Here is a 12,290-nt window from a genome sequence, read left to right as displayed (position 1 = left end):
CAAATTACTGAACCCAATTTCAGAGTTTCTGAAACATGACATTCAAGATCGAAACTTTGCGGAGCTTTTGCGCCGTCGCCCGTGCAGGCAACCTGTCAGACGCCGCCCGCAGGCTGGGCCGTACGCAATCGGCCATCTCCATGACGCTCAAACAGTTCGAACACACCCTCGGCGGCGCGCTATTCGAAACCGAGCGCAAGAACCGTTTGACCAAACTTGGCGAACAGGTGCTCTTGCTGGCCGAAAGCCAGATCGCTCAGTTCGACAAGACGGTTCAGGCCATGGAAACACTGGCCAGCGCACCGCGGGGCGTGCTGCGCATCGCCGCTGTTCCCTCGGTGGCGGCTTTCGCTTTTCCACCCGTCGTTCGGCACCTGACCACGCAACATCCCGGCGTGAAGATCGAACTGCGCGACGCCGATACACAACAGGTGTTCGATGCGCTTCTGCAAGGGTGGGCCGATATCGGCATCACTTCGGCAAAGCGGAACCTGAACGGCGTGACGGCAACCGCGTTGTTCCGGGAACCGTTCGGCCTTGTCCTGTCTGAAACCCACGCTCTCGCCACCCGGGCCGGACCCATCACAATCCACGACGTCTTTGCCGCCCGGTTCCTGCGCAACGGGCTGTGTGACCAGATCGACAACCCCGAAGTTCTGGATCGCCTGTCGGACGTGGATGTCAACATGCGCAACACCCAGTCTCTTCTGGCCATGCTGCTTGAAGGCGACTGGGTCACGCTGCTGCCTTGTTCGGCAGCGCGACTGGTCGGAACAGGGCTGACCTTTCGCCGTATCAGCGACCTGCCTGCACACCGCCAAGTGTTTCTCTACCAACGCACGGAACCGTCTTCTGCCCGGATAGTCGGGGATGCAATTGACGTGATCCGTGCCCTGAACTGGCCCGGATATGACTGATCCCATGCAAGTCGGTCCGCCTTTGTCTTGTCATTCGACAAACAACCCAAATGGCCTACAGCGTTGGGCATTGTGTCCCGTAATCCCCTTTTAGGGACAATCACAGTAAATTTCACATAATGCCTTTTAAATTCAAAAAGTGGAATATATAATGAAGCAAGTTTTGATTATTCATCCTGCACCAGATCGGAGGGCGTATAGATGAAAGCCTTGAAAGTGATGTCCATGCTTGCGCTGCTGTCCGCCGCATGGCCGTTTCACGCTGTCGCGGAAACATCCCGCATCGCCGAGGTGCCGGAATGGAAAGCCGTCTTTGCCCGCATCGAAACCCGTGATCGCGTGCCCGCCCGAAGCCGCCTTGGCGGCACTTTGGATGAAATCAAGGTATCCGAAGGGGATACCGTCCAGAAAGACGACATCATCGGACTGGTCAAGGACGAGAAGCTGCGCCTTCAAATGGAAGCGATCGACTCGCAGGCGCGGTCTTTGGCGTCCCAGCTCGAAAACGCGCAAAGCGAACTGGCCCGCGGAGAAAACCTCCTGAAACAGGGCGTGACCACCGCCCAGAGGGTCGACGGGCTGCGCACCGAGGTCGAAGTTCTGCAGGGCCGAATCGACACGGTTGGCGCCGAGCGTGACGTTCTGCTGCAACGCATTGCCGAGGGCGCCGTGCTCGCCCCGATGACGGGCCGCGTGCTTCAGGTGCCGGTCACCGCCGGTTCCGTGATCATGCCCGGCGAGCCCGTTGCCGTGATTGGCGGCGGCGGATTTTTCCTGCGACTGGCCGTGCCTGAACGCCATGCCGGCACCCTCAAACAGGGGGACCAGATCCTGATCGGCAGCGACGGCTCGGAACTGCGCGGAACGCTGGCCAAGATTTACCCGCTGATCGAAAACGGCCGCATGATCGCGGATGTCGATGTGCCCGAACTGGACACCGACTTCGTCGATGCCCGCGTTCTGGTGCGCCTGCCGGTTGGCTCCAACAGTGCGGTCGTCGTGCCGCTGAACGCCGTGCATTCCCGCATGGGGCTTGATTTCGTGACGATCCGGACCTCCGGGGGCGAACCGATCGAAAGAACCGTCGTGGTCGGCGAAACCCATCTGCTTGACGGGGCCACCGTTATTGAAATCCTGTCAGGTCTGGGACCGGACGAAACCCTGGTGATCGGCCATGAGTAATGAACCCGTCAAAACGCCGCTGGGGATCGCCGGTGGCCTGACCAAGGCGTTCATCCAATCCGCCCTGACGCCGCTGATGATCCTTGCCGCGCTGGCGGTCGGGCTTGTCGCACTGGTCAGCCTGCCCCGAGAAGAAGAACCGCAGATCTCGGTGCCGCTGGTCGACATCCATATCCAGGCCCCCGGCCTTCAGGCCCAGGATGCCGTCAAGCTGATCACCGAACCGGTCGAGAGCATCGTCAAGAGCCTGAACGGGGTCGAACATGTCTACTCCCAGACCCAGGACGACTATGCCATGATCACCGCCCGCTTCATCGTGGGCACCTCCTCGGATACGGCAATCCTGCGCGTGCACGAAAAAATCCGCGCGAACATGGATCGTATTCCGGTCGGCATCGACGAGCCCCTGATCGTCGGGCGCGGAATTGATGACGTCGCCATCGTGTCGCTGACGCTGACCCCTCGCCATGACGCCAAGAACATCACCGCCAACGATCTCACCCGCGTCGCGCGCGAGCTGCAGGTGGAACTGGCCAAGATCGGCGACGTGGGCTTTACCTATATCGTCGGCGAAACCGACGAAGCCATCCGCATCGCCCCCGATCCCGAAAGGCTGGCGCTTTACGGCGTGACCCTGCAACAGCTTGCCGGCAAGGTGCAGGGCGCGAACACCTCCTTCTCGACCGGTATGGTGCGCGATCAGGGCCAACAGATCATGCTCGTCGCCGGAGAGACCCTGAAAACGCCTTCCGAAATCGGCAACCTGTTGCTGACCTCGCGCGACAACCGGCCCGTCTATGTGCGTGACGTGGCCGACGTGTCCTTTGTCGCCAATGGCGCGGAAAAGATCGTCTCCAACGTCACAAGGGATGAAAACGGCGACCTGCACCGGGCTCCCGCCGTCACCCTTGCCCTGGCCAAGCGTGCCGGGGCCAACGCTGTGCTCGTGGCCGAGGAAATCCTGCATTCTGTCCATGCGCTCGAAGGGAAGCTGATCCCGGATAGCATCGAAATCGCCGTGACCCGCGACTATGGTGAGACGGCGGACGAAAAGGCCAACGAGCTGCTGTTCCACCTCGGCCTCGCAACGATTTCAATCGTCGGCCTTGTGCTGATCGCCATTGGCTGGCGCGAAAGCATCGTCGTGGCCATCGTCATTCCGGTGACGATCCTGCTGACCCTCTTTGCAGCCTGGGTTCTTGGATACACGCTGAACCGCGTGTCGCTCTTTGCACTGATCTTTTCCATCGGCATCCTTGTCGATGACGCCATCGTGGTGATCGAGAATATTGCGCGCCACTGGGGCATGCCGGACAAGAGCGACCGCGTGACCAAGGCGGTTCGCGCCGTGGCCGAGGTTGGCAATCCCACCATCGTCGCCACCCTGACCGTGGTGGCCGCCCTTCTGCCGATGCTCTTCGTGTCCGGCCTCATGGGTCCCTACATGAGCCCGATCCCGGTCAATGCCTCCGCAGCGATGATCTTTTCCTTTTTCGTCGCGGTGATCATCACCCCATGGCTGATGGTCAAGGTCAGCGGCAAGGCCCCGGCCCATCATGACGACGCGGGCGCCCATTCCGGCGGCGCGCTCGGGCGCGCCTATGCCGCCGTCGCAAAACCGGTTCTGGCCTCCAAGGGGCGCAGCGGTCTGTTTCTGCTGGTCGCGGCGGGCCTGTCCTTTGGCTCGCTCGCCATGCTCTACACCAAGGATGTGACCGTCAAACTGCTCCCCTTCGACAACAAATCCGAACTGTCGGTGGTCATCGACATGCCCGAAGGCAGCGCGGTCGAAGCGACGGATGCGGTGGCGCAACAGGTTGCCAACGCCGTTCTCGACCTGCCCGAGGTCCTTTCCGTGCAAACCCATGCGGGCGACGCCGCACCGTTCAACTTCAACGGGCTTGTGCGCCACTACTACCTGCGTGAACGCCCCCATCTGGGCGATGTCCAGATCAACCTTGATGCCAAGCATCACCGCGACCGGACCAGCCACGATATCGCGCTCGATATCCGTGAACGTCTGAACACGCTCGACCTGCCTGCCGGTACCAGCCTCAAGACGGTCGAGCCGCCCCCCGGACCGCCAGTCATTTCCACGCTTCTGGCCGAGGTTTATGGCCCTGACCTGGAAACCCGCCGCGACACCGCCCGCAAGATTCGCGCCGCGTTCGAAAGCGTGCCCTTCATCGTCGACGTGGATGACAGTTTCGGCGAACAGCCCCGCAAGCTGCGCGCCAGCATTTCCCCGGACCAGCTCGAATTCTTCGGGGTGCAGGAACAAGATGTGTTCTCGACGCTCGCCCTACTCAACCATGGGTCGGTCGTGGGCTATTCCCACCGGGGCGAAGGGCGCTACCCCATCCCGATCCGTGTCGAACGTGACAAATCCGACCGGGTCATGGACGAACGCTTCCTGTCCACCCCCGTTCCGGCCAACGTACTGCCCGGTGCGCGGGGCGTGGTCGAACTGGGCGACGTGGTCGAAATCTCCGAAGAATACGCCTCATTCCCGATTTTCCGCCACAATGGCCGCGCCGCCGAAATGGTCATGGCCGAGCTGGCCGGCACCTATGAAAGCCCGCTGTATGGCATGATGGCCGTGTCCGACGCGCTGGACCGGATGGACTGGCCCGAGGGGCAGAAACCGCAGATCAAGCTTCTCGGGCAACCCACCGACGAAAGCCACCCGACCCTGCTTTGGGATGGTGAATGGGAGGTCACGGCAATCACTTTCCGCGATATGGGCGCTGCCTTTGCCGTCGCACTTCTGGGGATCTACATCCTTGTCGTGGCACAGTTCGGGTCGTTCCGCCTGCCGCTGGTGGTGCTGACGCCGGTTCCGCTGACCTTTCTCGGGATCATGCTTGGGCACTGGTGGCTGAACGCGCCCTTCTCGGCCCCGTCGATGATCGGGTTCATCGCGCTGGCCGGGATCATCGTGCGCAACTCGATACTGCTGGTCGATTTCATCCGCCATGCGGACCGCGACGGGAAATCCGAGCTGGATATCCTGATCGACGCGGGCGCCATCCGCTTTAAACCCATCCTCCTGACGGCCATCGCCGCCATGATCGGGGCCGGTGTGATCCTGTTTGACCCGATCTTCCAAGGGCTGGCAATTTCGCTGCTCTTCGGTTTGCTCAGCTCCACCCTGCTTACGGTGCTGGTGATCCCTGCGATCTACCGGGTCTTCAAGACCTGACGCCAAAACCCGCCCCTGTCGCTACGCGGCAAGGGGCGGGCAAGCCCGTTGAAAACGCCCCTGCTACCGGACCTGCAAGCGCGGGTCGCTTGACTTGATCAACACCTCCCGCCCCTCAATCAACTCGAAACAACGCTCCAAGGTCTCGGTCTCAAGCCGCTCCATGGCTTGTCGGGTATAGAATGTCAGGTGCGGCGACAGGATGACATTCGGCAGGTCGAACAGGTCTTTCAGCGGATGATCTGCCCGGTTCAACGGCTCTTGTGAAAACACGTCAAGCCCGCCCCCCGCGATCCGGCCTTCAAGAATGGCATGGGCAAGCGCCGTCTCATCAACGATGGCCCCCCGCGCAGTGTTGATCAGAAAGGCGGTCGGCTTCATCGCGGCAATTTGGTTTGCGCCGAACATGCCACGGGACTCCGCCGAAAGCGTCGCGTGTATCGTGACGAAATCCGACTGCGCCGCCAGCGCCTCAAGACTGTCGACCTTGGTGACACCCAGAGACCGCATCTCCTCCGCGCTCGCGCGCCGATCAAAGGCGATCACGTTGGCCCGGAATCCCTGCCCAGCCATGCGCGCCATGCTGCGCCCGATCTTGCCAAATCCGACGATCCCCACCGTCTGCCCGGCAATATCCGACCCCAGCCAGCGCGACTCGGGCCATGTCCACCCCGCCCGATTCATCTCGTCCCGCAGTGCCGGAAGCCGCTTGGCCAAAGCGATCATGAGCGCAAACGCCCCCTCGGCCACGGTTTCCTCGGCGTATTCGGGGATATTGACGACACTCACGCCGTGTTCATGGGCCGCCACCGTGTCGATGGCATCAATACCCACGCCGTATTTCACGATCCCACGCAGCTTGGGCGCGGCTTCGATCACCGCGCGCGGTACCGGCGTATAGCACATCAGCAAAATTTCGGCATCGCGCACAGCGGCGATCAGCTCATCCTGCGACACCCCATCGGGCAACAAGACCAGCTCATGCCCCGCCTCGCGCAGCGCCTTGTCGACGAGCGGCGTCTCCAGCTCGCAGTCGGTTCGAACAATCTTCATCGGCTTGGCAGGACCTCCCTTGCCCGGATCAGCTTTCTGCCGGCTCCATATCCTCGATCAACCGCGTTTCGAGCAGTTGTCCGTTGCGGTACAGGATCGGATAGGCCACAGCCGCAATATGGCTGTTGAATTCGCGGAACGCGCGGATCGTCTCCAGATGCATGTCGCTTGATTGCATGCTGTCCCGGTCCCCGTTCTGAAGCCGTTTCAGGTGGCGCTTGCGGCTCGTGTATTCCAACCGTTTCACCTCGGTCTTCTCGGTCATCAACAGGCGCGCACTCTCAAGGTCATCCGACAAGAGCACATTCTTGGCAAGGCGCAGATTGGCCAGGATGGATTCCTGAATGCGGATCAATTCCGACCAGCCCTCGCGCGAAAACCGTGCGCCGGCCTCGCGTCTTTCCTCGGCAATCGCGGTCAGGCGTTTGGCCACGACGTCCCCCGCCGTTTCAAGCCGGATGGCATATTCCATCAACCCCCGGATGGTCTTCAACTCGGCCTTCGAGCAGGTCTTGCGCGGAATGGACGCGACATAGTCCCGGATGCTGGCAAGGCTGTCATTTACCTCGAGATCTCGGGCACGCACTGCCGCGATGCTTTGCGGGTCAGTGTCTTCGTAAATGCTGAGGACGGGACGGAACATGCCCTCGACACGCTCGGTCATACGCAGAAGTTCCTGCTTGATGCAGGCAATCGCGCGCGCAGGACGGTCCACCGCCTCGGGGTCTAGCGCCGCGCCGGGTACATCCTTGGTCGGGTCATGTTCCTGCGCCGTCTGCGGGTCCGGGAAAAGCTGCCGCACTGGCGTCTCCAAAAGACGGCACACCGGCAGGGCCAATACCAGAAGCACAAGGTTGAACCCGATATGTGCATAGATCAGTGACTGCGCCGGGGACGCGATGATCAGCATGGCGGGATCGAACAGGGTGTTCAAAATCACCAACGCCAGACTGGCGAGACTGCCGCGCAATCCAAGGTTGGCATACGGAATCCGCCGCGCCGACACCGGCTGTCCCCGGCTCAGCCAGACCGGAATGAAGGCACTTCCGAAATTGGCGCCCAACACCAGAGAAAGTCCCGCCGCAAAGGGCAGCGCGCCAATCTGCACAAGGGTCACGCACATCAGGATCGCGGCCACGCTGGAATGCATCACAAAGGCCAGCACCGCGCCAACGATGAACGCGGTCACGTAATCCTGTGCGAGGTAGTTCGAGATCGCGGGCAGAAAGGCGCTGTCGCGGATCGGGTCCATCGCCTCGCGCAGAAAGCGCAGCGAAATCAGAATGAACGCCACCCCCATGAGGATTCGCCCAAGCTGACGCCAGCGTTTCTGCTCGACCTTGACGAACATCCACCCGCCAAAGGCCAGCAGCACCGGCACCAGCCAATCCAGCCGGAAAGACAGCACCTGGATCACCAGCGCCGAGCCCAGATCGCCCCCGAGCACCACCGCCAACGCGGTCGCAAAACTCATGTAGCCCCCGGCAGAGAACCCGGTCGCCAGCAACGCCACGGCCGCCGAACTCTGCAAGACGATCGCCAGCGCAATCCCCACCGTGGCCGCACCGACAAGGCTGTTGTTCGAGGTCAGCAACCTCTGGAACGACGCCCCGAAACTTCGCTCGATCCCCGTGCGCACCATGCGCACCGCAAACAGCAACAGCATCGTGGCCCCGGCAAGACTGATCAGGAAACGGATGATATCCATGGGGTCAGGCTCCTGCCGTCAATAATCTCTACCCGCGTTCGGGTGGGTTCGAACGGCCATTATCTGATGCAATTCGCAAAAAGCACAGTCAAATTGCGGCCTTGATCGACGCGATGACGACACCCAGCGCCTTGTGAAGGTCTTCATCCGAGATCGTCATCGGCGGTGACAGGGTCAACACGCAGCCTTGGCTGATCTTGAAACTGACCCCGCCTTCCAGACAGGCGTAATAGATCTGTTCCGCAAGCGCATGGCCCGGTTCGCGTGTTGCGCGATCCGTGACAATCTCGACGCCGAACATGGTGCCGCGCCCGCGGATATCGCCCACGATGGGCACATGCGCCAGCTCGTCCCGCAGACGCCCCATCGCGATCTCTCCGATCTCGGCGGCGCGCTCCACCAGCCCTTCTTCCTCGATCACCTCAATGGTCGCCAACGCGGCGCGCGTCGTGACCGGGTTCTTCTCGTGGGTGTAGTGACCAATCGCGAAATCACCGCACACATCCAGAGATTTGCGCGCGATACAGGCCGCAATGGGAAGAATGCCCCCGCCAAGCGCCTTGCCCATGGTCACGATGTCGGGAATGATGTCGTCATGTTCAAAGGCGAACATGCGTCCGGTCTTCCCTAACCCCGTCGGAATCTCATCCATGATCAACAGGGCGCCCCGGCGATTGCAGGCCTCGCGCACCGCCTTCCAGAACCCCGGCGGCGGCACGTAAGGCACGGCGCGCATCGGCTCGGCGATCACGGCGGCAACATCGCCTTCCCGCTCGAGCACGAAATCAACCATGTTTGCACAGGCCAACCCGCAGCTCTCCGGCCCGGCGTGCCCATAGGGGCAGCGATAACAGGCAAAGGGCGCGACATGCTCGGTCCCCGGCAAAAGCGGCCCCGCGATATGGCTGCGGAACGTCGCCTCGCCACCGACCGAAGCCGCGCCAAAGCCCGCCCCGTGAAAGGAATCCCAGAACGAAATTGTCTTGAACCGCCCGGTCGCCGCCCGCGCGATCTTGAGCGCAACTTCGTTGGCGTCCGACCCGCCGGTGGTGAACAGAACCTTGCCAAGTTCACCTGGCGCAATGGCGGCGAGTTTCTCGGCCAGCGCAACAGCGGGCTCGTTGGTGAACCGGCGCGGCGCAAAGGGCAGCGTATCGAGCTGATCCTTGATCGCCGCGACGACCTTGGGGTGCCCATAGCCGATGTGATGCACCGAGTTGCCATGAAAATCCATGAACACCCGCCCGTCACGGTCGGTGATCCATATGCCTTCGGCCTTTTCGATCGTGCTCACGCAAGGGCTCGACAGGCTCTGGTGAAGGAACGCATCCGCATCCCGCGCCAGAAGCGGGGCAGATTTCGGGCCAACAGCCTTGTCTGCCCATGCGCGGCGGGCGTCGGAAGTATTGGACTCACCTTCCGTGTGAACGAGATTTACAGCCATTGTGCCCCCTGTGTTGCGCGGGCTCCCAGCGGCCCGCGCTCTTCGGTTTTTCATTTATTGCGGGCTGCTCACGCCCCCGGCCACGGCAACGAATAAGTCTTCTGGTTGGTGAAGAATTTCATCGCTTCCTGCACGCCTTCCTTGACCGCGTTGCCACTGTCCTTGATGCCACCGAAGGGGGACATCTCGATCCGGTAGCCGGGCTGTTCCCAGATGTTGCAGGTGCCAACGTCGAGCCCGTTGATATAGGCAATCGCGCGGTTGAGATCGTTGGTGCAAACCCCCGAAGACAGACCGAACTGGGTCGAGTTGGAAATCCGCATGACTTCAACGTCATCATCCGGCACCCGCACGATCGGCACGATCGGGCCAAAGGTCTCTTCCATCACCAGCTCGCTGTCATGGCGCACGTGATCCACGACGATGGGCGGCAACAACGCGCCCTGGCGCCCCGGGTGATAGAGAATCTTGGCCCCTTCTTCCTCGGCCATGTAGACGCGCTTTTCAAACAGCTCCGCCGCTTGCTCGTGCACCACGCAGCCCAGCTGGGTTTCCGGGTCCATCGGATCGCCGAATTTGAGCGCCTTGGCCTTTTCCAGAACCAGCGGCACGAACCTGTCCGCGACGCTTTCCTGCACAAGGATGCGCTTGACGGCGGTGCACCGCTGACCCGAGTTGCCAGTGGCCCCGGCCACGGCAATGGTCGCGGCCTTGTCGAGATCCGCATCTTCCAGATCATTCAGAACGATCAGCGGATCATTCCCGCCCAGTTCCAGCGCCAGCCGCTTGTACCCCGCCTTCGACGCAATCAGCTTGCCCACGGGCACGCCGCCCGTGAAGGTGATGATGTCGATATTGTCGTTGAGCATCATCTCTTCGCCGATGTCCTGCGGCCACCCGGTCACGATCTGGAACATCTCGGGCGGCAAGCCCGCCTCATAGAGAATGTCCGCCAGCGCAATCGCCGTGAGCGGGGTCAGCTCGGTCGGCTTGCAGACAACACAGTTATTGGTAGCCACTGCGGGCGCGATCTTGTGGCTGACCATGTTGAGCGGATGGTTGAACGGCGTGATGGCCGAAATCGCCCGCACCGGCTCGCGCTTGGTAAAGATCTTGCGCTCTTTGCCGTTATGCGTGAGATCGCACGAGAAAATCTCGCCATCATCCACCAGCGCCATCTGCGCGGCAAAGCCAAACACATCCTGCGCCCGCTTGGTCTCGTAGATCGCGTGTTGGTGACAGATGCCAAGTTCCAGCGTCAGCCATTTCGCCAGCCAGTCGCGTTTCTCGCCAATCAGTTCACCCGCGCGGGTGAGAATCTGACTGCGTTCATAGCGGCTGAGTGTCGACTTGTAGTTGGCGGCAATCTCGAACGCGCGTGCGGCGTGTTCGGCCTTGCCCGCCGGAACCGTCCCAACCACCTCGTTGGTGTAGGGATAGTGCACCGGTACGACGTCGTCCGTAAAGACGACCTCGCCACCGATGCGCATGCCCTCGTTGCGGATTTCACTTTCGGTCATGACGCCGTCCATCTCAAAGCGCCGCCGCGGTCGTGGCATAGAAGAATGCATCGAAGTTGCGCAGTTCGGCCGGGTTCGACGGCAGGTCGACCTTGCGGTTGACGATGAACGGGACTTCCTGCTCGGTCAGACCACCGTGGCTGCGCAGCGGCTCTTTCAACGCGGCAAGGTCGTGGCGATGCTCCGAAGTGCCGATGCAGATATTTTCTCCCGACACCATCACGATATCACCGATCCGGTCGCCCGGAAGCTCGAACCGTTCAATCGCCTCTTCCTTGGTCAGGACATGGGTGATGCCCTTCTGCGCGCGCAGCTTCTCCATGACCTTGGCGCGATCCGCCTCTTCCGGAAGGTAGGCCGTGGCAAACGAGCCCAACGCTCCGTGGTGAACCACATAGGGGTCGGTGATCGGCAGGATCACGCGGGCCTCGTCCTTGCCCAGCCACACGTCCAGAAGGTCCTGCGCATAGATCACGTTCGGCGTGCCGTCGGCATGGTGCTTGGGCTTCATGCCGTGGTCCGCAGTCACGACAATGGCTGCGCCCAGCGCGTCCAGCTCGCCAAGATAGCGATCGAACATCGCATAAAAGTCGAGCGCGCCCTGCTGCTCGGGGGCAAACTTGTGCTGAATGTAGTCGGTGGTCGAAAGATACATCACGTCCGGTTTGAACTCTTTGAGCAGCTTCACACCGGCAGCAAAGACAAACTCGCTAAGCTCTGCCGAATAGACCTCGGGCACTTCCATGCCCAGCCACTCCGACGCGTTGTCGATACCGTGGTCCGCCTTGGTCGTTTCCCCGGACCGCTCCGACGAAAACGCAACTGCGCGGTCTTCGTCAAACTTCAGACCCGCCCCCAGCAAGGCGCGCAGCTTGTCCTTGGCGGTCACCATCGCAACCCGGAACCCCGCATCGTAGAACTGCGAAAAGATCGTCGGCGCGCGCAGGAAGCGCACGTCGTTCATCATCACTTCTTCGCCCGTATCCGGGTCGATCAGGTAGTTGCCGCAGATGCCGTGCACGATCGGAGGACGCCCGGTGGCAATCGACAAGTTGTTGGGGTTGGTGAAGGACGGGATCACCGAATGCGCCAGCCGGTCCGTGCCTTCCTCGCGCATGCGCTTGAGGTTGGGCATCAGCCCCTTGGCAATGGCCACATCCAGGTATTCCGGCTCGCAGCCATCCAGGCAGATCGCCACGGCGGGCACCTTGGGGGTCGGGTATACGCGCTCGTTCGCTTCGACGGGGGTGTGAATGGTCATGGT

At 61.6% G+C, this 12,290-nt stretch carries 8 protein-coding genes; 3 read left to right on the top strand and 5 right to left on the bottom strand.

Annotated features, from left to right (window positions below; translation table 11 throughout):
• Positions 1-35: 35 nt before the first annotated feature.
• The 3 genes from BMZ35_RS18890 to BMZ35_RS18880 all read left to right on the top strand — a co-directional run bounded on the left by BMZ35_RS18890 (position 36) and on the right by BMZ35_RS18880 (position 5,301).
• A complete protein-coding gene (locus BMZ35_RS18890) occupies positions 36-917 on the top strand; it encodes a LysR family transcriptional regulator (protein WP_093096504.1) in 882 nt (293 codons plus the stop codon).
• A gap of 201 nt (positions 918-1,118) precedes the next feature.
• The gene (locus BMZ35_RS18885; protein WP_093096500.1) at positions 1,119-2,099 is read left to right on the top strand and encodes an efflux RND transporter periplasmic adaptor subunit; all 981 of its coding nucleotides are present in this window, start codon (positions 1,119-1,121) and stop codon (positions 2,097-2,099) included.
• Entirely contained in the window at positions 2,092-5,301 is a 3,210-nt protein-coding gene (locus tag BMZ35_RS18880; RefSeq protein WP_093096496.1) for an efflux RND transporter permease subunit, read from the top strand. The genes BMZ35_RS18885 and BMZ35_RS18880 overlap by 8 nt, the downstream gene beginning before the upstream one ends.
• Before the next feature lie 63 nt (positions 5,302-5,364).
• On the opposite strand, the gene BMZ35_RS18875 is transcribed toward BMZ35_RS18880, so the two are convergent.
• The 5 genes from BMZ35_RS18875 to phnA all read right to left on the bottom strand — a co-directional run bounded on the left by BMZ35_RS18875 (position 5,365) and on the right by phnA (position 12,287).
• Entirely contained in the window at positions 5,365-6,354 is a 990-nt protein-coding gene (locus BMZ35_RS18875) for a 2-hydroxyacid dehydrogenase (RefSeq protein WP_093096494.1), read from the bottom strand.
• 28 nt (positions 6,355-6,382) lie between these two features.
• Complete coding sequence (locus BMZ35_RS18870) at positions 6,383-8,062, bottom strand: Na/Pi cotransporter family protein (protein WP_093096491.1); 1,680 nt, start codon at positions 8,060-8,062, stop codon at positions 6,383-6,385.
• An 88-nt stretch (positions 8,063-8,150) separates the two neighbouring features.
• Positions 8,151-9,506, bottom strand: coding sequence for a (R)-1-hydroxy-2-aminoethylphosphonate ammonia-lyase (gene pbfA / locus BMZ35_RS18865; protein WP_093096488.1), 1,356 nt, complete (start codon positions 9,504-9,506; stop codon positions 8,151-8,153).
• A gap of 68 nt (positions 9,507-9,574) precedes the next feature.
• Positions 9,575-11,026 carry a phosphonoacetaldehyde dehydrogenase gene (gene phnY, locus BMZ35_RS18860; RefSeq protein ID WP_093096643.1) on the bottom strand — a complete coding sequence of 484 codons (1,452 nt, stop codon included), beginning with the start codon at positions 11,024-11,026 and terminating at the stop codon, positions 9,575-9,577.
• A gap of 13 nt (positions 11,027-11,039) precedes the next feature.
• Positions 11,040-12,287 (bottom strand): phosphonoacetate hydrolase, encoded by a 1,248-nt coding sequence (gene phnA, locus BMZ35_RS18855; RefSeq protein WP_093096485.1) that lies wholly within the window; start codon positions 12,285-12,287, stop codon positions 11,040-11,042.
• Between the last annotated feature and the right edge of the window lie 3 nt (positions 12,288-12,290).

The sequence above is a fragment of the Shimia aestuarii genome, from assembly GCF_900114635.1.
Taxonomy (GTDB): Bacteria; Pseudomonadota; Alphaproteobacteria; order Rhodobacterales; family Rhodobacteraceae; genus Shimia; species Shimia aestuarii.
Note: the sequence above shows the minus strand (reverse complement) of the source record. Positions and strands in the feature narration are given on the sequence as shown.

What these genes read in the sequence shown, in the direction of transcription:
- BMZ35_RS18880 (WP_093096496.1), top strand. Translation starts at nt 2,092, where the DNA reads ATGAGTAATGAACCCGTCAAAACGCCGCTGGGGATCGCCGGTGGCCTG.
- BMZ35_RS18885 (WP_093096500.1), top strand. Translation starts at nt 1,119, where the DNA reads ATGAAAGCCTTGAAAGTGATGTCCATGCTTGCGCTGCTGTCCGCCGCA.
- BMZ35_RS18890 (WP_093096504.1), top strand. Translation starts at nt 36, where the DNA reads ATGACATTCAAGATCGAAACTTTGCGGAGCTTTTGCGCCGTCGCCCGT.
- BMZ35_RS18870 (WP_093096491.1), bottom strand. Translation starts at nt 8,062, where the DNA reads ATGGATATCATCCGTTTCCTGATCAGTCTTGCCGGGGCCACGATGCTG.
- phnY (WP_093096643.1), bottom strand. Translation starts at nt 11,026, where the DNA reads ATGACCGAAAGTGAAATCCGCAACGAGGGCATGCGCATCGGTGGCGAG.
- phnA (WP_093096485.1), bottom strand. Translation starts at nt 12,287, where the DNA reads ATGACCATTCACACCCCCGTCGAAGCGAACGAGCGCGTATACCCGACC.
- pbfA (WP_093096488.1), bottom strand. Translation starts at nt 9,506, where the DNA reads ATGGCTGTAAATCTCGTTCACACGGAAGGTGAGTCCAATACTTCCGAC.
- BMZ35_RS18875 (WP_093096494.1), bottom strand. Translation starts at nt 6,354, where the DNA reads ATGAAGATTGTTCGAACCGACTGCGAGCTGGAGACGCCGCTCGTCGAC.